This is a genomic window from Bythopirellula superficialaquae (assembly GCF_059632245.1).
The window spans coordinates 1,973,686-1,992,268 of the sequence record NZ_CP197426.1 but is presented as its reverse complement, the minus strand read 5'-3'; the positions used below and the strand labels follow the sequence as shown (position 1 = coordinate 1,992,268).

Genomic DNA, 18,583 nt, shown 5'->3' with positions numbered 1-18,583 from the left:
CAGCTTTTTCACCCCCAAGCAACTTTGGACGGCTCTTGTGCAGGATTTTCACCAATTTACCTGGGACGACGCTCTTCAACAGGATTGCCAAACTTTGGTGCGGCTGGCACTCGCCGAGGATTTGAACGGCCAGCAAGATTGGACGACCGTATCGCTCGTTCCCGCGGGCCGGAAGGGTAGGGCCGACATCGTGGCGCGCGAGTCAGGTATCGCGGCGGGGATGTCGGCCATGGAAATCGTTCTGGCGGTAGCTCAAGCAGAGCTCGACGTCACGACGTTCGTCGATGACGGCCAATCGTTCGCTGCGAAGACCAAGTTGGCCACGCTTGCTGGCAGCGTTCGTGACCTGCTGACCGTGGAGCGAACACTGCTCAATTTGCTAGGACGGTTGATGGGCATTGCCACGCTCACGGGCCAATATGCCCGAGAAGTGACGGCGACAAAGGCTCGCGTTTACGATACCCGCAAGACGACGCCGGGTTGGCGACGGTTGGAAAAATATGCCGTCCACTGCGGTGGGGGACGTAATCATCGCAGCGGGCTCTTTGATGCCGTCTTGATCAAAGACAATCATTTGGCCCAGCGCGCGGGGAGTTCCATCGGTGCCCCCGCTGATGCCGCAGCAGCCGTCGTCGAGGCACGGCAATTTCTCCAGTCTCAGAAGTTGGCCATGCCTATCGAAGTCGAAGTTGATTCGCTGGAGCAACTCGCCGCCGTGCTGCCCGTGAAGCCCGAAATTGTGCTGCTCGATAACATGCCGTCAACAGCCTTGCGCGAGGCCGTGGCAATGCGTGACAAAATCGCGCCGCAGGTTGAACTCGAAGCCTCCGGGGGCGTTCGTTTAGACACGATTCGGGAAATCGCATCCACTGGGGTGGAGAGAATTAGTGTGGGCGCTTTAACCCATTCAGCCCGCGTGCTCGACATCGGACTCGACTGGCAGGCGTAGCTTTGCAGGCCCTGTTTTACTGGCATTTCGGGCTGTGCAGGCACTGCTGGCCACATGTTGAAAAAAATCAACATCGCATTTCCGGCAATATGTCTCGTGATTGCCACTTATCTCCATCGAGATCCTGTTCAACTGTCCTGCAACAGCCGCTTTCAATCTGCACCGCTCAAGTTTGAACTATGTTTGAGTAGAGATGGCACCTGAGGGGAGGGGTGCCGCTTCACAGACGCGGCGGGTCACGCTAGGAGCGAGAGGGGACCCCGCCGCGTCATTTTTTTTGCGCCGTGCTGGCAAAATCACCCCCCACAGCCTTTGTCCAGGCACCTAGGACTTTCCCAGTTATTTTGGGGCAATTTGTTTGACACTGGGGGTTAGGGTAGATATTATGAGAGATGTCCGAGCGAAATAGGCTCGGTTTTTAAGTATTTTTTTCTTACCAAGATTGGGTAGTGGACCTCATGAACATTCGATCGGCGACGAGTCGGATTGACTCGGTCGTTGTCCGAAAAGGCACTTACGCCTGGGTTCACCACACCATCTTTCCTGCATAGCGCAAGTCATTCTGACAGGCACTTTCTAGCAGGTTCCAAGCGATGATGTGATTGCTAGGTAGGCCTTTGGGGCGCAGTCTGTCTGCAACCTATTGATCTCGCCCGAGATCCGACAACGCTGTCAATTCGCCACGCTCAAAATGCGCAAATAGGTTTTTGCTTTGGCCCTTCTTACACAAGGGCTCAGAGGCATCTTTCCGCGCCATTCGCCCTTCGAATGCCGTCAAACGCCCACGCGTTTGACTCTCTCATGAAGCTCGCTGCTCGATCTGGCAACCATACATCGAATCCAGGTCACACGTCACAACAGTAATACACACCGCTAGGAATTTTGCTTCGGCAATGCATCGCAATTGCAATTGTGCATCGCGCCGGGAAGGCCAACGGATGGCAAAAGAACAGGCGGTCGGGAGACACACCATGAAAAAGCAGCTTCAAAATTATGTTCCGCAGTTCGCTCTAATTTTAGCCTTGTTCGCAAACCTTGCGATCGATTCGCCAAAATCTCAGGCTCAAATTCCTGGCCCGGCCTTTACATTCAAGCTTGACCAGCATGAGTCGGTGCTGAACGATCAGGCCAATTTGGAAATTATCGAAGCGGCTATTGAATCGGGGATTCTCAACGGCAACAACCCTCAGGTCCAACATGACCTCGCACGTGCCGAGTTACAACAATTTATGAGTTCCTACAATGCCTTGTGTACTCTGAAAGGGTCAGCATTGGCCAGACGACGCCAACCTATGATTGCGATTGGCAACGGTGTGGAAAAAAGTAGCAATCCGACATCCCCCAATTACGATCCCCTGATTACTCCATTAAATCAGTCCTATTATGACGGCGGTAATAATGGAGTTTACTTCGATCAATATGATCGTGATGCTGACCCAAATAATCTGCATGCTACAAATTCAGATGCCAACATCATTGGATTTAAGATAACGCTTGGTAGTACGGCCAATCTCTATGAATTTGGGAAGCTTCTCAAAAGCAACACGAATGCTTTGGGTATGGTCGTTCCAAGCAATACGGCGGTTTCTTCCTTCGTGCAAGACAGCGGAAACACGCTCGTTATCAGTTTTGACAACGGTGGTTTGTTGCCAGGGCAAATGGCCACGATGCAAGTTCAATTGAGCCGCGACAATGCAACGCCCACGACTCCCTGGCCAGCGATGACACAGTTCTTTTCGACTGACTCGCTGTTGACTGTGGTATTTCAAGACCCCGACACGATGGACGTGACTGAAGCTGATCCAGTTCCTTTCTCAAACTTTATACCAAAAGTTGATCAGTGGATTGATCAACTTGCTGCTCCCAATCAACACATTGATTTTTATGTACCTTCTTATGAAATTGACGGCACAATTATTGTCCCCGTTCCAGAACCTGGAAGCATTGTATTAGCCATGGGTAGTTTGACTGGCTACCTCTTGCTGGGCCGTCGCCGCGCTGCTTAGGCGAAGCCTAGTAGACAACTTTGTGACCTGTGAGCGCCCGGGAACTTCGGTTCCCGGGCGTTGTTTTTTTGCTGGCATTTGCATCTGTTAAACTGCGTAACATCTTCTGGTTTCAGAAAACCTGCGTCTGGTAGCGATTCTCCGGATTTTTCCTAAAAAAGCGGAAGTACCGATAGTGCGGCCTCCGATTCTTCTATGTGAACGAAGTACTGAGGCGGACGGCCCTGGCAAGTGATCCAGCGCTGGCAGTTTCGCCTTCTTTCGCGTTTGAGCCCGCAAAGTGCCTTAAACGCGATGCTTTTCATGTAGGGGGGACTCAAGGATGAAACTCTGTTTTCAGAGGGCGGCTGCGCTTGCAGTTTGCCTTGCGCTGTGGAATTCCACGGCAGTGCAAGCCGACAACAATCGGCAATACCAAATGGCAGGAGCCACGGCCGAGGCGGCCGATTCGATGGCTGACTACAACAGCGTCGAAAGCTACACCGAGTGCCAAAGTACTGACTACACGCCCGGTCACATGGGGTGGGGGAAAAGCCGCTTTGTCCGCCAAGGCAGCTTTGTCGTGGGTGGCGATTACTTGAACGTCCGTCCGACGTTCAGCGAAGCGAACGGCTTGATCGTTATCACCGACTTTAACCCTTCGCCGCCTGTTCGACAAATTGACTACATTCCCATCGAGTTCGATTACAATTCGAGTTACCGCTTCTACGGTGGTTATCGCTGGGATGAATGTGGTGAAGAAATCATCTTTACTTACACCCGTTTTCAAAATGATTCTGACTTTGATAGCGGTGAAGCTCCCACACCCGTGGCACCTCAAACTGCAATTATCTTCCGCGACCCGCACCAAGAGGTTCCCGCGGGTACGGTTGATCGCGTAAGGCAAGATGTCGACGTGGATATTGCCGCCTATGACTTGGCGTTTGGCAAAACGATTCCTGTTTGCTCGTGCTACCAGGCCTGCTGTGAAGGCGGTTGTGATTCGTGCTGCGACACTTGTTGCGGTTCAGGCTGTGGGTCGGGTAGCGGTTGCTGTTGTCCATGTCCCGCTTGGGATTTCACTTGGCGGGCTGGCGTTCGTTTTGCTGAGGTCGATTGGCAACGCGTAGGTACAGTTACGACTGTTAATCCTGCCGCGAATATCGTCGGTTCAACTACCATGGATTTCGAAGGCGGCGGACCTCGTGTTGGTTTGACGGGGCGTCGTTATTGCGGTCAAAGTCGCATCCTGTCGATTTACGCATCCAGCGATGCCGCAATCTTGCTGGGCGACATCAATATGGTGCATAGCGCCGACAATGGTAATATCGTGACGACTATGAGCAACACTCAGTTGTTCCCTGTTCTCGATATCGAAGCGGGTGGCACGATCCAAGTCACCAATAACTTGAGTGTATCAGCCGGATATTTGTTCTCCGCCTGGTTCGATATGGGCATGCGTGACACGATCGTTCCACTGGCTGCCAATCAAGGTGCCTGGTGGGACGACGCGAACATCCTGGGCTTCGATGGGTTCTTCGGCCGTGCCGAGTTGACCTTCTAGTCGAGGGATACCAATCCTACAGAAATGCCAACAGCCAGTCGCAAGCAATTGCGACTGGCTGTATTTGTTGTAATGGTGATCGCACACGGCAACGGCAGCGGGACGCTGCCGGCTAACGAACCAGCACAGGAACTGTGCCGCTAAATATCTAGCGCGTGGGGACCAATCGTTCGCGACGGGAACGGCGCTGGGCCCGGAGGCGAGCGCGACGCTTTGTTTCGCTGGGCTTCTCGTAGAACTCACGGACGCGGATTTCCTTCTTGATACCGCTCCGCTCCACCAACTTGCGAAATCTGCGAACCGCCTCTTGAGCGGTTTCTCTTTCCCGAAGAGTCAACTTTACCAAGGGTTACTCCTAATCGATCGGTCAAACCTAATGAATATGGGCAGCCCACACTCTCGTAGAGGGGGCCTAACGTGTTATGCACCAACACGTAAGATAGCATCGGCCCGCCAAACCGTCCAGCCCACGGCCCTCCCTCTTTATTTCCCCAATTTCGCCTCGGGCTAAGCCGGCAAGCGTCCGCTTGCCGGCTTAGCCGACCGCAATAACCGCCACAGCCGCTACAGCCCCACCTTCGCTAGGATTTGCCAAGCCGCCGGGGGCCAACTTGGCTCGCCCCGTCCCCTGAAGCACGCCGATTCTTTTCCGTGGTTCGACGACTGCCACCCCGACGGCTACCCGATATGAAAGAATTGGCCGATAGCGAGTCCCTCCACAAGCTGGACCAACGGCACGAAGAGCTACTCGTGAAGCTCGATGCGCTGTGCCAGGAGCTGGAAACGGCGCTGCAGAATCTCGCCCCCAAAATGGAAATACCTCTCCAAGAAGCGGCCTGACACGCAGCGACTCGTCGCGCAATGACCGTCGCAAGCGACGGCGTGAACGAGTTACTTTCGTCGTTCGAGCCGGCCCGATTTGTTGATCGCTCGCAGTAACCGCAGTCCTAGGAAGCCACTCAGGGCAAACCCCGCGGCACCCGGCACCGAAACATCCCAGAGCGGCCAGGTGTGGTTCGTCACGAGGAGTGTCGATCCCAAAAAGAGTGCGCTGGTCATCATGCCCAACACCAGGCGATTCACCGACGGTTCCAACCCGCGGTGATCGAGATGCACGTCGAAACGTCCCGATTGCACTTGCTGCATGATGTCGCGTAATCGACGGGGAAAAATTTCGATCAACTCTTGGATTTCGAACGCGAACCGCTTCGCCTTGCGCAGTTGCCGCCGCGGCGACAACCGCCGGGCCATGATCTTGCGCTGGTACGGCTGTAAGACTTCCATCAAACAGAAGTTCGGCTCGAGTTTCTTGGCGGTGCCCTCGAGCATGATCAGCACTTTGAGCAGCAACGACATCGCCGAGGGTAGCACGATCTTGTACTGCAACATGATATTGATCATTTCCGAGAGTGCGGCACCCAACTCGAAGCGATCAAACGACTGATGTGCGTAGTGGGCCACGAAATCAGCTAAGTCCAATCCCAAGCTCGTTTCATCTAAGCCGGGGGGAACATCTCCTACTCGCATGACGACTGCACACAGTCGGTGGGCATCCTGCTCGACAATCGCCAGCATCAGCTCTTCGACGTTATCGCGGGTCTTGTCGTCCATGCGGACGACCATCCCGAAATCGAGCAGACCGATCCGGCCGTCGGGCATCAGCAGCAAATTGCCGGGATGCGGGTCGGCGTGGTAAACGCCGTGGCTGAAGATCATTTCCAGATAGGCTTCCGCACCATTCTTCGCCACTTGCCCCAGGTCAACTCCCATCGCCTGCACACCGAGCGGATCCGACAAAGGCACGCCGTCGAGCCACTCCATCACCAGCACGCGCTCGGTGCTGAGGTCCGCATAGGAAACAGGAATTTTGACTTTCTCACTGCCACGAAACGCACGCACAAAATGTTCGAGATGGCGCCGCTCGCAGGTGAAATCAATTTCCCGCCGCAAGAGCCTTTGAAACTCCGCCACGATTAACGTGGGTCGATACGGCTGCAATTCCGGAATGCGCTCCGCCAATTGCGCGAGGCCCGTGAGGATTTCCAGGTCGACCCTGATCCGCTGCTTGATCGAGGGATGCTGCACCTTCACCGCGACTTGCTCGCCGGTTTTCAACCGCGCGCGATGCACCTGGCCAATCGAGGCTGAGGCTTCCGGTTCGGAAGTGAACTCTGTAAAGCTCGCCGCGATCGGCCGGCCAAGATCCGCTTCAAACACGGCGGAAACCAACAGCAGCGAGTCGGCCGGAACTTCGGTTTGCAGCTTCTGCAATTCTTCGGCAAGTTCCACGCCTACGACGTCGGGTCGCGTGCTGAGGATTTGGCCGAGTTTGATAAACGTCGGCCCCAACTCCTCGATAGCCAAGCGAATCCGCGTTTCGCGATTTTCTTTTGCCAGGACCTGGCCGTTGCGGTTTTTGAGCAGTGTCTTGCCCGGCAGGAAATCAAATCGGTTGAGCCATCCCGCCAATCCATATTTGCTCATAATCGAGAGGATTTCTCCCCAACGATTCATGTTGCGGTAAAGCTGTGGGATGGTGCTGATACGCATAAAAAATTGGCCGCGGATGAACGCGGATTGAACTGATCGCCACGGATTCTAAGACTAGCAAGCCGCTTATTGACGCTGATTCTCGCTAATCAAAAATACATTAGCGGATATGAGCGAACATTAGCGGTGCCCAACTCTCCCTGTCTGTTTTCAACTTACGGAAATAATCCGCGTCAAATCTGCTCAATCCGTACCAATCCGCGGCCTATTCCTAAACTGTATTGTAACACCACAAAGTGTGCAGTGCAGTGTGTTACGATTGCACAGGAAGCATGCTAACTCCCGCCGCCAAAATGCTTTACGGCTGCTAGTTCTGCTTGACTTTTGGCTTGTTTCACGGTGCAATAGAAGTATCTTCTCGCGGCCTGCCAGTTGCAGAGGCACTCACCGGAACAGAGCAAATTCATGACGAACTTCAGTTCAAACAATCGCCGCGCGCTGACCCTGATCGAAATGCTGATCGGCATGGCGATCACGCTGGTGATGATGGCGGCGGTGGTGAATCTGTTTGCCAACATCAGCCAGGGGGTCCGCAACCGACGGGCCACGATGGAAATCAGCGCGAATCTGCGGATCGCGCGGACCCAGCTCTTCAACGATCTCGCCGGGGCGACGTGTCTCAAGTACCCGAAGAATTCCCACGGAGTGATGCTCAAACCCGACTCAAACAATCCGCCGGATGGGTATTTTGAGTATGTCGAGGGGGAATATTCGGATGACAATCCAGGGGGGACTTTCGATCCCGCGACTTCTCTCATTCCATCTTCAAGCCAGGTAGCAAATAGCAAAGGCGAATTGAACGATCCCAATATAGTTACGGACGGACTCGGCCTGGGCGACTACGACGACATTCTGGCGATGACGGTCGAAAACGAAGTTGAAAAATTTCGGGGCAAGGGGCGCGGGTTACGACCGGGAGGCGATCCCCAAAACATTGGCACGCTGGCCGCAAACTACACAGATGGTGATTGGATCGACATGGCTATTTCTTCCCCTGTAGCCGAGGTTGTTTGGTTCGCCACACAGAACCCAACGGACCGCTCTGAAGGCGAGCCCGGGATGCGGAAGGTCTATCGCCGAACCTTGTTAGTCGCACCATGGTATGGAACCGAAACAAAAACAATTGGTGGCACACCATCAACCGGTAGTGATCCGCTACTGGACCTCGTTTCTAGAGGCTTTAGCACACACGAACAACAATTGTTAGAACTTAGAGACTTTCAAGAAAAGTACGATGTTTCTGTTCGCTTAGAAAATGGACGACTTGTTCCGAATACGCTGGCTGATTTAGCAAAGCGTCAGAATCGGTTTGCTCATTCACCGAATGATTCAGTAAATGCGATCAATCATTATCCACATCGATTTCCCTATGATACAGGTGAACCAGACATCTGCGAAGAAGTCAACGAAGGTGATTCATCATTACGACGTTTGCAGGGCGAGCGCCAAGGCGAAGATTTGGTTCTGACCGATGTACTGGGATTTGATGTGCAGATTTATGACCCTGGGGCGCCTTTAATAGCTGATGGACCGGCAACAATACTGGAACCGAGTAGTCCGAGATGGGCAGTGCTTGCTTATCCAAGTCAAAGGTCTCCCAGCCAGACGCCAGTCGGCTTTGGAGCTTACGTAGATCTCTATTGGCGAAGTCTCCATACACCTTGGGATCAGCCTCCTACCTTGGCTCGCTGGACCGCAACAGCAAATGACCCTCGCCAACAGTTTGGAGATCTGCCTACGATTAAATCTGGCTTGTCTCAAACTACTGCTGATTATCGCTCAGTTGTCTACGACACTTGGACTACGTACTACGAAACTGATCAAATTGACCAAGATAATATGGATGACGACAACAACATATTGACAGGAGCAGATGAAGGTACGAATGGACTCGACGATCCTGGTCTCTATGACACGGACAACGATCCCTCAACACCACCAGTGATGTTGACTATCAACGGCCCCGACGATCCCGGCGAGCGTGAAACCTCGCCGCCGTATCCCTCTCCGCTGCTGGGGGTTCAAGTGAAGCTCCGGGTGTATGAACCCGAGAGCCGGCAGATTCGCGAAACGACCGTGACGCGGAATTTGGCGAAGTGATGAGTGGCGAGTTGCGAGTAACGAGTTAAGATTGAAGGCTCACAACTCGCAACTCATAGCTCGCAACTCTCCCCATGCCCGACATTCATTCTATCCGTCTCCGCGAACCTTGGATTTGTGAGCCGCGCGAGGATTGCGTCTGCTGGATTCGCAAGTTCAATTGGCCCGCCGGGCTAACGCCGCGCGAGAAGGTGTGGATCGTCGTTGATGATCTTCCCGCCGACGCGCGGGTATCGCTCAATGGGCAACTTCTGGCCGATGATCTGGAAGTGACGAAGCTGATCGGGCTCACGAACAGACTGGAAATCGAACTGCCCGGCGAAAGGGCAGGGGAGCGACCGTTCCAGGTACGGCTCGACATCGACGAAGGGTAAGAGAGAAAGAATAGGCCGCGGAGGAACGCGGATTTGGCAGATTAACACAGATTTTAATTGATACAATTTCATCCGTGATCATCAGCTCAATCCGCGATAATCTGTGTTCTATGTCTTGGTAAATATCTTCCGCTTAAATTCTGCCTTGGGACCAAAGTTTAATAACAGCCCCACCTGAATTCCTGTTGCCTTTAAATAGTTAACAAGCTGGGCTTCATGCTTCGGCGAGATAGCATCTGCCGCCTTCACCTCGACAATCACTCGATTGTCAATCAACAAGTCAGCAAAATAATCGCCAACAGGCTCTTGTTCAAAATGGACTTCGATTGGCCACTGCTGCTTAACGTCGAAGCCATTTTTTGAAAGCGAGACGCGCAAAGCATTCTCGTAAACCTTCTCAAGAAATCCGTAACCGAGCGTGTTGTAAACGTGATAGTATTGTTTGATAATTTCGTCCGTCACATCACCATATACCAAGTTGCTGTTCATAAACAAACTCTCCTTTAACAAAGACTGAATAGAACGCGGACGAACGCAGATTTTACAGATTAACACGGATCATAAGACATAAGTTTCTTCTTAATCTGTGAAAATCCGCCCAATCAGCGTTCATCCGCGTTCTATCTCTCCTGGGACTATTCCATTATGCCCAAACTCTGCTCACTCTGCTTCCTCCTGTTCCTTACTTCTTTGGCAACAGCTCAAACGGAAGTCGTCACTCCCGAGCAAGCCGCCGAAGGTTGGATTGCGCTTTTTGATGGCGAGACGCTTTTCGGTTGGAAAAGCACGAGCGACGCCAACTGGCACGTCGAAGACGGCGAGATTCGCGTCGACAGTGGCAAGGAAGGTTGGTTGATGACGACCAGCGAATTCGCCGACTACGAACTGCATGTCGAGTTCAAAGCCCCCGCCACTACGAACAGCGGCGTCTTCTTGCGGACTTCGCTCGATCCGAAAGATCCCACGAAAGATTGTTATGAGGTGAATATCGCGCCAGACGATAATCCCTTTCCTACACTTTCCATTGTCGGACGAATGAAATGGCTTAAATGGACAAGCTATCCTTCCTTGTCGGAAAAACCAAAACATGAAAAACCTACGGTAGAAATGCCTGAAGAGTGGGTATCAGTGAATATCATTGTTGATGGTCCAAACATTTCGATACAACCATCGGATGAATATGCTCAAAAATATACCGATGCCCATCCTCTTTCTTGTGGTCACATCGGCCTGCAATTTCGCGAAGGGCATATTGCGTTTCGCAACATCCGTTTGAAACCGCTCGGGCTCAAGCCACTCTTCAACGGCAAAGACCTCACAGGTTGGACCACCGACCGTGCCAACAAGAGCGAATTCCGTGTTACGCCCACCGGCGAGATCGCCGTCAAGAATGGTCCCGGCCAACTCGAAACGAACGACTCGTTCGGCGACTTCGTTCTGCAACTCGATGCCAAAGTGAACGGCGACGGCTTGAACTCCGGCATTTTCTTCCGCTGCATCCCCGGTGACGTGTTGATGGGATATGAAAGCCAGATTCACAATTTGATGAAGGATGGCGATCCCACCCAGCCGGTCGACGCCGGTACGGGGGCCATTTATCGCCGCACCACCGCGCGGCGGGTCGTGCCGCGCGATCATGATTGGTTCACCAAAACGATTGTCGCCACCGGCGCGCACATCGCCGTATGGGTTAACGGCTATCAAGTGACGGACTGGACCGACGACCGTCCCAGCGATGAAAACCCCCGCCGCGGCTTGCGCACCGAGGCAGGCACGATCGCCATTCAAGGGCACGATCCGACGACGGATTTGTTGTTTCGGAGTCTGCGAATCGCGGAGTTGCCGGCGAAATAGAACACCGATGAACGCGGATTTTGCGGATGTTCGCCGATCAAGCTCTCCGCGTAAATCCGCCTGATCTGTGTTCATCCGCGTTCTATCATCCACCGCTTGTCACTCGCACGGGCGTGAACCACAATGGGGAGTTCGCTGTCAGCAAGGCGACCAATGTAGGCCGGAACAAGCCGTGCGCAGTTCCGGCAAGGCACTACCAATACTGCTTCATTGCCGGAACTTCGTAAAACTCGTTCCGGCCTACAACTTACGTTTAATTAGGATCGTGATCATGCCCAGTTGTGTGTTGGCCTATTCAGGTGGTTTAGATACCTCGGTGATTCTTGGTTGGTTGCAGGATGAAGGCTACGACGTGCATGCCGTGTACGTCGACCTGGGCCAACCCTGCGAAGACCGCGAGGCAATCCTCAAGAAGGCCCGCGACAACGGGGCCAAGTCCTCGCAATTGATCGATGCCCGCGAAGAGTTGTGCCGCGACTTCGCGTTTCCCGTACTGCAATGGCAAGCCAAGTACGAGAACATCTATTTGCTCGGCACTTCGATCGCGCGGCCGCTAATTTCAAAGGTTTGCTTGCAGGTGGCTCGCGAAGTCGGCGCCGAAGCTTATGCTCACGGTGCTACGGGCAAAGGCAACGATCAATGCCGGTTCCAACTCGCTGCCGAAGCGCTCGATCCTAACGTGCAGATCATCGCGCCGTGGCGGATCAAAAAGTTTCGCGATCTGTTCCCCGGCCGCACCGAGATGATCGCCTACTGCGAAGCCAAGAACATTCCCGTGAAGGCTTCGATCTCCAAGCCGTACAGCAGCGACGAGAACTGCCTGCATATCAGCTATGAAGCCGGCCAGCTGGAAGACCCCGCGGTGAACGGCGTGGCGATTGTCGATTTCGGCATGACGGTTTCGCCGCAAGACGCGCCGGACAAAGTCGAAGAAGTCACGATCAGCTTTGAAAGCGGCGTGCCCGTTGCGATCAACGGCGAGAAGAAAAGCGCCTTGGCGATGGTGGAAACCATGAACCAAAACGCCGGACGCAATGGCGTGGGACGCATCGACATCGTCGAGAATCGTTTTGTCGGTATGAAAAGCCGCGGCGTGTACGAAGCTCCCGGCATGACCGCGCTCTACGCAGCGCACCTTGCACTTGAGCAACTCACGCTCGACCGCGAGACCGTTCATTTGCGCGACCGCATCGCACCCGAAGTCGCTGAGATGGTTTACTACGGCTTCTGGTACGTCCCCAAGATGGACGCTCTGATGGCCTTCATTCACGAAGTGCAAAAGCCAGTGACAGGGGAAGTCACGCTCGGCTTCTACAAAGGCAACGTCATGATCCAAGGCCGCACGAGCCCGAACAGCCTGTACGACGAAGCCATCGCCAGCATGGAAGGCGGCGGCAGCTACGATCAGACGGATGCCGAGGGCTTCTTAAGGATTCAAGGTTTGCCGAGTCGGGTACTGGGGAAGGTTCGGCCGCGGGAGTATTAAGTTACGAGTACCGAGTTACGAGTTGCGAGTTAAGAATGGCTAGCTATCAAGACTTAAAGGTTTGGCAACTAGGAATTGAATTAGCGCTATCTGTCTATAAACTCAGCTCTGAGTTTCCAAAGAGTGAACAGTATGGGCTGACGAGCCAACTCCGCCGTGCGGCGGTTTCGATCCCCTCGAATATTGCTGAGGGACATGCTCGCAAAACGCAACCTGAGTTACAGCGTTACCTGAGTATTGCTAAAGGCTCCCTAGCTGAATTGGAAACACAATTGATAATCGCTCGGGAGCTTGGCTTCGCGGAGCGTTCAGAAATTGAGGCTGTGTTAATGATTGCCGAAAACGAGAGTCGTATGTTAAGTGGCTTGATGCGTAGCGTGCGGAATTCGCAATAGGAACTCGCCACTCGAAACACTTAACTCGAAACTATGTACTTCTTCGAAAACCCCGTTCTGCAAAACGAACTCGTCGCGAACTTGCGCATGACGCGCACGTTTGTGTTGCTGTTCGCTTATGTGGGTTTGTTGGGTTTGCTGGTTTACGCCGCTTGGCCTGCCGATCAGACGATCGACATGTCCAATAGCGACAAGGCTCGACCGCTGGTGAATTTGCTGTTCCTGGGGCAATACATGCTGATGTCGTTGATGGCTCCCAGCTTTGCCGCGGGGGCGATCACGGGCGAAAAGGAACGCGACAGTTTCGAAATGCTGCTGGCCAGCCCCATGAAGCCTGCGGCGATCGTGTTCGGCAAATTCGCCGCATCGCTGTGTCCGCTGGCCGAGTTAATGATTGGTTCGCTGCCGGTCGTGATGCTCTGTCTGCCGCTGGGGGGCGTGCAGTTTTTTGAAATCTTGGCCGCCTATCTCGCCATGATTTCGTCGGTCGCGCTTTTCACGATGATCAGCCTGTGGTGCAGCAGCTATTTTGTGCGGACGTCTGCCTCGCTGGTGGTTTCGTATTTGATGATCCTGCCACTGGCGATGGCGGGGGTGTTCATTTGGCAAGCGCTCGAACAACTGGGCGAAGCTCGCTTGTTCATTTTGCTCACAGTCGTTCCACTGGCATGTCTCTCGGTCGCGGCTATTTTGTTCGCCGACGTTTCGCGGCGTTTGCTGCAAGCTCCGAACCTCGGAAGCGCAGGCCGCGAGGCAATTGATCTGGAAACCGAAGCCGAAGCCGCGGTCGGGCTTTATATCAAACGCGATGAATTCCCCGACCGGCTGTTTGCTCCACCCAAGCGAACAACATTCCTGCCCGAGGATGCTAATCCCATCTACGAGAAGGAAATCCGCAGCGAAATTTTCGCGCAAGGCACGCTCATGCTGCGGCTGGTGATCCAGATCAGTATGGGTCTGGCGATGTTCGTCATGGCGTTCTGCTTGTTCTTGCGGCCTTACTACGCACCGTGGTACATCGCTTATGTACTCATATTTAATATGCTCGTCGGGCCGGTCTTCACCGCTGGGAGCGTCACCAGCGAACGCGAACGGCAAACGCTCGATCTGCTGCTCACGACGCTGATTACTCCCTGGCAAATGATGTGGGGCAAACTGTTTTCGGGTCTGCGCGTTTCGAGCGTGCTCACCGGATTTCTGATGTGGCCCGTGGTGCTCGCTTGCATCATGCCGTTGGACTATTGGCGCAACCTGCCAACGATGGGGGGCTATTTTCTCGTGGTGATGCTCACTTGCGTCACCACGGCGATGACGGCGCTGTTTTGTTCGACGCTCTTCACCAAAAGTTCCACCAGCCTGCTTGCAACCTATTTGGTGATCATTGTCTTGTTTCTCGTGCCTTTGGCCGCGGAACGGTTCGTGGATACTTTCGTGAAAACGCCCGAAGCGATGGAAACCGCTACCCTTGCCGGCATCACGAGCCCCTTTGCCGCGGCGTTCAATCTGCCGCTGGATGTTTCCAACTCGCCCCAGCCGCGGGCCATTTCGCTCCCGGTGTTCTGGGGCTATCTCACATTCACGGTTATTTACAATGCGGTCTTGCTACTCGCGGTGATGGGGATGTTTCACTTCCGCTGGCGCGTTTCGGATAATTAACCACGAAGTCTCAAGGGACACAAAGAGAACTTGAAGTTTGATCATTGCGCCGGCAGTCAACAATTTTTTATGAATTCTTCGTGCTCTTTGTGCCTTCGTGGTAAGTCTAATCTTGCGCAGCTTGACGGCCAAACTCTGCGTGTGCGATAACAACGGAAGTCGCCCACCATTCCCCGCGAGGATTCTTCGATGTCGCGCGATCCGGACAACCGCCGCACGCCCACCCAGGATGAGTTGGATTTGCTGCATTACGAGTCGCGTTTTCAGCGGCCCGTTCGGATGAAGCTGCCCGAATTCGAGCGCAACGAACGCCTCCGCCACGTAATTTTCAGCGGGCAATTTTCGGTCGACATGCTGGAAGACCTTGCCGGTACGGCCGACAAGATTCGCGCCCTCTCAAAAATGCGCGGCGGTCAGGACTTTCTCATCCGCCTGCTCAACCACAAGCGGGCGATGCTTTATTTCACGCAGCCGTCGACCCGCACGTTTCTTTCGTTCATGGCCGCGTGTCAAATTTTGGGAATCACCTGCAACGAAGTCCGCGACCCAACGACCTCGTCGGAAACCAAGGGGGAAACCCGCTTCGATTCGATTCGGATGTTTTCGAGCTACTTCGATTTGATCATCATGCGGAGCAAGCTCGCGCGACTGGCCGAATCCTGTGCTTACCTGATGAACGATTTGGAAGCTACGGGCAATCGCAGCGTGCCAATCATTAATGCGGGCTCGGGAGCCGACGAGCATCCGACCCAAGCGCTGCTCGACATTTATACGTTGCAGCGCAGTTTCCAGTTTGCCAACTCCCACGACTCGCCGATGGCGAACCGTTTCGACGAGCTCCGCCGCGAGTATCCGGAACTTTCCAAGGGACTCGCCAACAAAACCTACGCCTTTTGCGGTGACATCGGACGAGGTCGCACGGTCCGATCACTGGCGAGTTTGCTGGCCAATTACGAGGGCGTGACACTCGTGTTCATTGCTCCGAATGACCCCACGCTTGCCCTGCGTGACGATATGCGACAGCGGCTGGCTGATCGCGGCGTCAAGTTTATTGAAGTCGATTCGTTCGAGGAAAAAATTGGCGGTACGCCGGTGATCGAAGCGATCGACGCGCTCTATATGACTCGTATTCAAAAAGAGCACAACAATCCCGCCGAGGAAGCCAACTTCGCCAAGCTCGATCTGTCGAAGTACAAGCTGAGCCGCGAACTTGTCAATCGCATGAAGCTTTACGCGCCGATCTTGCATCCTTTCCCCCGCGATCAACATTTCGGCGAAATTCCCCCCGAGATCGATAACGACCCCCGCGCGGTTTATTTCCGTCAGGCACGCAACGGCATGTGGATCCGCGCGGCACTGTTGGCCGCGGTTTTCGGCGTCGATCATCAAATCTCGCGCTATTTCCACGATGAGTACAGCGAGTGGCATGACTACAATGAAGCGATCGTGCGGCCGTAGCCAATATCAGGACCCTGACCGTTAGCCGCGATACAACGTATCGCAGGGCCATGCCTCTCATCATCGACGGTTACAACCTGCTGCACGTCACAGGAATTATCGGTGACTCGTCGGGACCGGGGGGAACATTTCAGCGTTCACGAGAAGGGCTGCTGAATCTGTTGGCCTCGTCACTTTCCACGGCGGAACTCTCGCAAACGACAATCGTGTTCGATGCCGCTGATGCGCCACCCGGCTTGCCGCGTACGCTCAGCCATCGTGGTATCACGGTTCGGTATGCCTCGGATTATCGCGATGCCGACGCCCTGATCGAGCAATTGATCGAAGACCATCACGTGCCCAAGTCATTGCTCGTTGTCTCGAGCGATCACCGCATCCAACGCGCCGCACGTCGGCGCCGAGCCAGTTTTATTGATAGCGACCGCTGGTACTCCGAGCTGTGGCAAAAGCGATTCGCCGCCGAACAAGCCGCGGGGAACGCCCAGTTTGATAAACCGATGTCGCAACTCTCGGCCGCGGAAGTGGAATACTGGGTCACGAAATTCACCACCGAGGAATCTCGAAAAGACCGCAAACTCTAGCCGGACCCGCCACGCGGTCCGGGAAGTCCCGGATTGCGTTGCAATCGGGCTAGGTGGTCATTGGCAGGTAGACCGTAAAGCTCGCCCCCGAGCCGGACTGCGACGAAACAACGATCTCGCCATGATGCTCTGTCACGATCCGCCAACATTTAGAGAGCCCAAAGCCGAGTCCACGGCCAGCTTCTCGGCCCGAGAAAAAGGGTTCGAAAATATGCTCGCGAATTTCAGGAGAAATCCCGGGCCCTGTGTCGGCAATTTCGATCACCGCGCGCGTTTGATCGGCGATTATTTCTTGCCGCAGTAGAACTGAAATTTGACCTTCGCGCCCAATCGCTTCGACGGCATTCACAAGCAGAGCCTTGAGCGCAACGGTAAGTTGCTCGGCATCGCCTTGAATCACGATCGGCTGTACGTGCAAACTGACGGCGATCTCGATCTGCCGTGCCACTGTTTCCATTTGCAAACTTTGCGAGACTTGCTCTAAAAGTCCACAAAGTTCCACCTCGCCCAGCACCAATTGCGGCGGACGAGCAAACAGCATGAGATCCGAGATCATTTCATGCGCGCGCAAGGCCTGCTGATGAATCGCTTCGAGCGCGCGGCGGCGCTCGGGATGCACTTCATCGCGTAGCAAGGTCTGCGCACGGGCAGCAATGTTCGCCAGCGGATTGTTGATCTCGTGGCTTGCACCGTAGGCCAGCTCTTTCAAGGCATCGAGCTTCAAGCGTTCAAGCTCGTCGACCATGAAATCGCGCCCTGGCGGTTAAACCACTCACGCCGAGTGAATTTCGACGTCGAGCAACTGGCAAATCCGACCGATCAACTCTTCCACGTCGAAAGGTTTCTTCATGAATTCGTTGGCCCCGGCGTCGCGAAGTTCTTGAATCTTCGCTTGCTCGACCATACCCGAGATGCAAATGATTTTGACGTCGTCCATCGATTTTTCACCGCGGACGAGCGTGCAAACTTCCTTGCCGTTGATATCCGGCAGCATCACGTCGAGCACGATCATGTCGGGGCGAAATTCTTTGATCAGCATCCCCGCGCCAAAACCATTGTTGACGCTGCGGATATCAAAGCGACCATCACGCTCCAGGGCGTCGACGATCAGCTCGACCAAATCTTCGTCGTCGTCGACGACCAGCACCTTGCGGCGGCCGCTGTCGAGGGCGTCGGTCGGAATGCCATTATCCCGCATGAAAGCATACAGCTGGTCGCGGGGGATACGGCGAAAACGGCTGCCCGGCACGCGGAAGCCTTTGAGTTGTCCTGAATCAAAGCAGCGAATGATGGTTTGCTGACTTACCTTGCAAATCTTCGCGGCTTCGCCGGTCGTGAAAACGGTCTTCATAGCTCGAACCACCTCTCTCCTTAGTCGATGGTCAATTGACCTGGGGGCTTTCGGGAGCTTTCATGCCAACCTGAAGAGCATTGCCAAGCATCCCTTGTTTGACTCTCTTACCGGGCGGGAATGAATTGCTAAATCCTTGGCGGGGGATGCTAGCCTGCGCGGTGACTCACCGGCAGAAGTACGCATTTTTCCAAATCCTCGATTACCAACTCAAACAGGCTTGCCGACTTAAATAAGCAAAGCTGTTCAGACGGCAATCTTCTCCGTATCTGCCGATATC

17 protein-coding genes are annotated in these 18,583 nt (G+C 54.2%); 12 read left to right on the top strand and 5 right to left on the bottom strand.

Annotation, left to right across the window (positions count from 1 at the left end; all coding sequences use genetic code 11):
• The first annotated feature begins 37 nt into the window (after positions 1-37).
• The 3 genes from nadC to SH678x_RS08190 all read left to right on the top strand — a co-directional run bounded on the left by nadC (position 38) and on the right by SH678x_RS08190 (position 4,498).
• The gene (nadC, locus tag SH678x_RS08200) at positions 38-949 is read left to right on the top strand and encodes a carboxylating nicotinate-nucleotide diphosphorylase (RefSeq protein WP_496922411.1); all 912 of its coding nucleotides are present in this window, start codon (positions 38-40) and stop codon (positions 947-949) included.
• A gap of 971 nt (positions 950-1,920) precedes the next feature.
• On the top strand, positions 1,921-2,955 hold the full coding sequence (locus tag SH678x_RS08195) for a hypothetical protein (RefSeq protein ID WP_496922410.1): 1,035 nt from the start codon (positions 1,921-1,923) through the stop codon (positions 2,953-2,955).
• A 322-nt stretch (positions 2,956-3,277) separates the two neighbouring features.
• Entirely contained in the window at positions 3,278-4,498 is a 1,221-nt protein-coding gene (locus SH678x_RS08190) for an Lpg1974 family pore-forming outer membrane protein (RefSeq protein ID WP_496922409.1), read from the top strand.
• 148 nt (positions 4,499-4,646) lie between these two features.
• On the opposite strand, the gene rpsU is transcribed toward SH678x_RS08190, so the two are convergent.
• Positions 4,647-4,844 carry a 30S ribosomal protein S21 gene (gene rpsU, locus SH678x_RS08185; RefSeq protein ID WP_496922408.1) on the bottom strand — a complete coding sequence of 66 codons (198 nt, stop codon included), beginning with the start codon at positions 4,842-4,844 and terminating at the stop codon, positions 4,647-4,649.
• A gap of 341 nt (positions 4,845-5,185) precedes the next feature.
• Between rpsU and SH678x_RS08180 the strand changes: the two genes are divergently transcribed.
• Positions 5,186-5,338 (top strand): hypothetical protein, encoded by a 153-nt coding sequence (locus SH678x_RS08180; protein WP_496922407.1) that lies wholly within the window; start codon positions 5,186-5,188, stop codon positions 5,336-5,338.
• A 51-nt stretch (positions 5,339-5,389) separates the two neighbouring features.
• Here SH678x_RS08180 and SH678x_RS08175 read toward each other — a convergent pair whose 3' ends face one another.
• The gene (locus SH678x_RS08175; RefSeq protein WP_496922406.1) at positions 5,390-7,048 is read right to left on the bottom strand and encodes an ABC1 kinase family protein; all 1,659 of its coding nucleotides are present in this window, start codon (positions 7,046-7,048) and stop codon (positions 5,390-5,392) included.
• 405 nt (positions 7,049-7,453) lie between these two features.
• Between SH678x_RS08175 and SH678x_RS08170 the strand changes: the two genes are divergently transcribed.
• Both SH678x_RS08170 and SH678x_RS08165 read left to right on the top strand, forming a co-directional pair.
• Positions 7,454-9,148 (top strand): PilW family protein, encoded by a 1,695-nt coding sequence (locus SH678x_RS08170; protein ID WP_496922405.1) that lies wholly within the window; start codon positions 7,454-7,456, stop codon positions 9,146-9,148.
• A gap of 74 nt (positions 9,149-9,222) precedes the next feature.
• Positions 9,223-9,522, top strand: coding sequence for a hypothetical protein (locus SH678x_RS08165; protein WP_496922404.1), 300 nt, complete (start codon positions 9,223-9,225; stop codon positions 9,520-9,522).
• A gap of 108 nt (positions 9,523-9,630) precedes the next feature.
• Here the strand turns inward: SH678x_RS08165 and SH678x_RS08160 are convergent, their stop codons facing one another.
• A complete protein-coding gene (locus tag SH678x_RS08160; RefSeq protein WP_496922403.1) occupies positions 9,631-10,011 on the bottom strand; it encodes a GxxExxY protein in 381 nt (126 codons plus the stop codon).
• 156 nt (positions 10,012-10,167) lie between these two features.
• On the opposite strand from SH678x_RS08160, the gene SH678x_RS08155 reads away from it, so the two are divergent.
• The 6 genes from SH678x_RS08155 (at position 10,168) to SH678x_RS08130 (ending at position 16,952) form a co-directional block, all read left to right on the top strand.
• Entirely contained in the window at positions 10,168-11,376 is a 1,209-nt protein-coding gene (locus SH678x_RS08155; RefSeq protein WP_496922402.1) for a 3-keto-disaccharide hydrolase, read from the top strand.
• A gap of 271 nt (positions 11,377-11,647) precedes the next feature.
• Positions 11,648-12,862 carry an argininosuccinate synthase gene (locus SH678x_RS08150; protein WP_496922401.1) on the top strand — a complete coding sequence of 405 codons (1,215 nt, stop codon included), beginning with the start codon at positions 11,648-11,650 and terminating at the stop codon, positions 12,860-12,862.
• Positions 12,863-12,897: 35 nt separating this feature from the next.
• Positions 12,898-13,257 carry a four helix bundle protein gene (locus tag SH678x_RS08145; RefSeq protein WP_496922400.1) on the top strand — a complete coding sequence of 120 codons (360 nt, stop codon included), beginning with the start codon at positions 12,898-12,900 and terminating at the stop codon, positions 13,255-13,257.
• Positions 13,258-13,290: 33 nt separating this feature from the next.
• The gene (locus SH678x_RS08140; protein WP_496922399.1) at positions 13,291-14,913 is read left to right on the top strand and encodes an ABC transporter permease subunit; all 1,623 of its coding nucleotides are present in this window, start codon (positions 13,291-13,293) and stop codon (positions 14,911-14,913) included.
• A gap of 189 nt (positions 14,914-15,102) precedes the next feature.
• The gene (locus SH678x_RS08135; protein ID WP_496922398.1) at positions 15,103-16,371 is read left to right on the top strand and encodes an aspartate/ornithine carbamoyltransferase family protein; all 1,269 of its coding nucleotides are present in this window, start codon (positions 15,103-15,105) and stop codon (positions 16,369-16,371) included.
• Between the two features lie 50 nt (positions 16,372-16,421).
• A complete protein-coding gene (locus tag SH678x_RS08130; protein WP_496922397.1) occupies positions 16,422-16,952 on the top strand; it encodes an NYN domain-containing protein in 531 nt (176 codons plus the stop codon).
• A 49-nt stretch (positions 16,953-17,001) separates the two neighbouring features.
• Here the strand turns inward: SH678x_RS08130 and SH678x_RS08125 are convergent, their stop codons facing one another.
• On the bottom strand, positions 17,002-17,697 hold the full coding sequence (locus SH678x_RS08125; protein ID WP_496922396.1) for a two-component system sensor histidine kinase NtrB: 696 nt from the start codon (positions 17,695-17,697) through the stop codon (positions 17,002-17,004).
• Positions 17,698-17,724: 27 nt separating this feature from the next.
• Positions 17,725-18,303: a response regulator gene (locus SH678x_RS08120; protein WP_496922395.1), complete on the bottom strand. Its 579-nt coding sequence runs from the start codon at positions 18,301-18,303 to the stop codon at positions 17,725-17,727.
• Between the last annotated feature and the right edge of the window lie 280 nt (positions 18,304-18,583).

Bases quoted from the DNA above. Each gene is read 5' to 3' on its own strand.
- SH678x_RS08140 (WP_496922399.1), top strand. From the start codon at position 13,291: ATGTACTTCTTCGAAAACCCCGTTCTGCAAAACGAACTCGTCGCGAAC.
- SH678x_RS08130 (WP_496922397.1), top strand. From the start codon at position 16,422: ATGCCTCTCATCATCGACGGTTACAACCTGCTGCACGTCACAGGAATT.
- SH678x_RS08190 (WP_496922409.1), top strand. From the start codon at position 3,278: ATGAAACTCTGTTTTCAGAGGGCGGCTGCGCTTGCAGTTTGCCTTGCG.
- SH678x_RS08175 (WP_496922406.1), bottom strand. From the start codon at position 7,048: ATGCGTATCAGCACCATCCCACAGCTTTACCGCAACATGAATCGTTGG.
- SH678x_RS08180 (WP_496922407.1), top strand. From the start codon at position 5,186: ATGAAAGAATTGGCCGATAGCGAGTCCCTCCACAAGCTGGACCAACGG.
- SH678x_RS08150 (WP_496922401.1), top strand. From the start codon at position 11,648: ATGCCCAGTTGTGTGTTGGCCTATTCAGGTGGTTTAGATACCTCGGTG.
- SH678x_RS08170 (WP_496922405.1), top strand. From the start codon at position 7,454: ATGACGAACTTCAGTTCAAACAATCGCCGCGCGCTGACCCTGATCGAA.
- SH678x_RS08195 (WP_496922410.1), top strand. From the start codon at position 1,921: ATGAAAAAGCAGCTTCAAAATTATGTTCCGCAGTTCGCTCTAATTTTA.
- SH678x_RS08135 (WP_496922398.1), top strand. From the start codon at position 15,103: ATGTCGCGCGATCCGGACAACCGCCGCACGCCCACCCAGGATGAGTTG.
- SH678x_RS08155 (WP_496922402.1), top strand. From the start codon at position 10,168: ATGCCCAAACTCTGCTCACTCTGCTTCCTCCTGTTCCTTACTTCTTTG.
- SH678x_RS08145 (WP_496922400.1), top strand. From the start codon at position 12,898: ATGGCTAGCTATCAAGACTTAAAGGTTTGGCAACTAGGAATTGAATTA.
- SH678x_RS08125 (WP_496922396.1), bottom strand. From the start codon at position 17,697: ATGGTCGACGAGCTTGAACGCTTGAAGCTCGATGCCTTGAAAGAGCTG.
- SH678x_RS08120 (WP_496922395.1), bottom strand. From the start codon at position 18,303: ATGAAGACCGTTTTCACGACCGGCGAAGCCGCGAAGATTTGCAAGGTA.
- SH678x_RS08165 (WP_496922404.1), top strand. From the start codon at position 9,223: ATGCCCGACATTCATTCTATCCGTCTCCGCGAACCTTGGATTTGTGAG.
- SH678x_RS08160 (WP_496922403.1), bottom strand. From the start codon at position 10,011: ATGAACAGCAACTTGGTATATGGTGATGTGACGGACGAAATTATCAAA.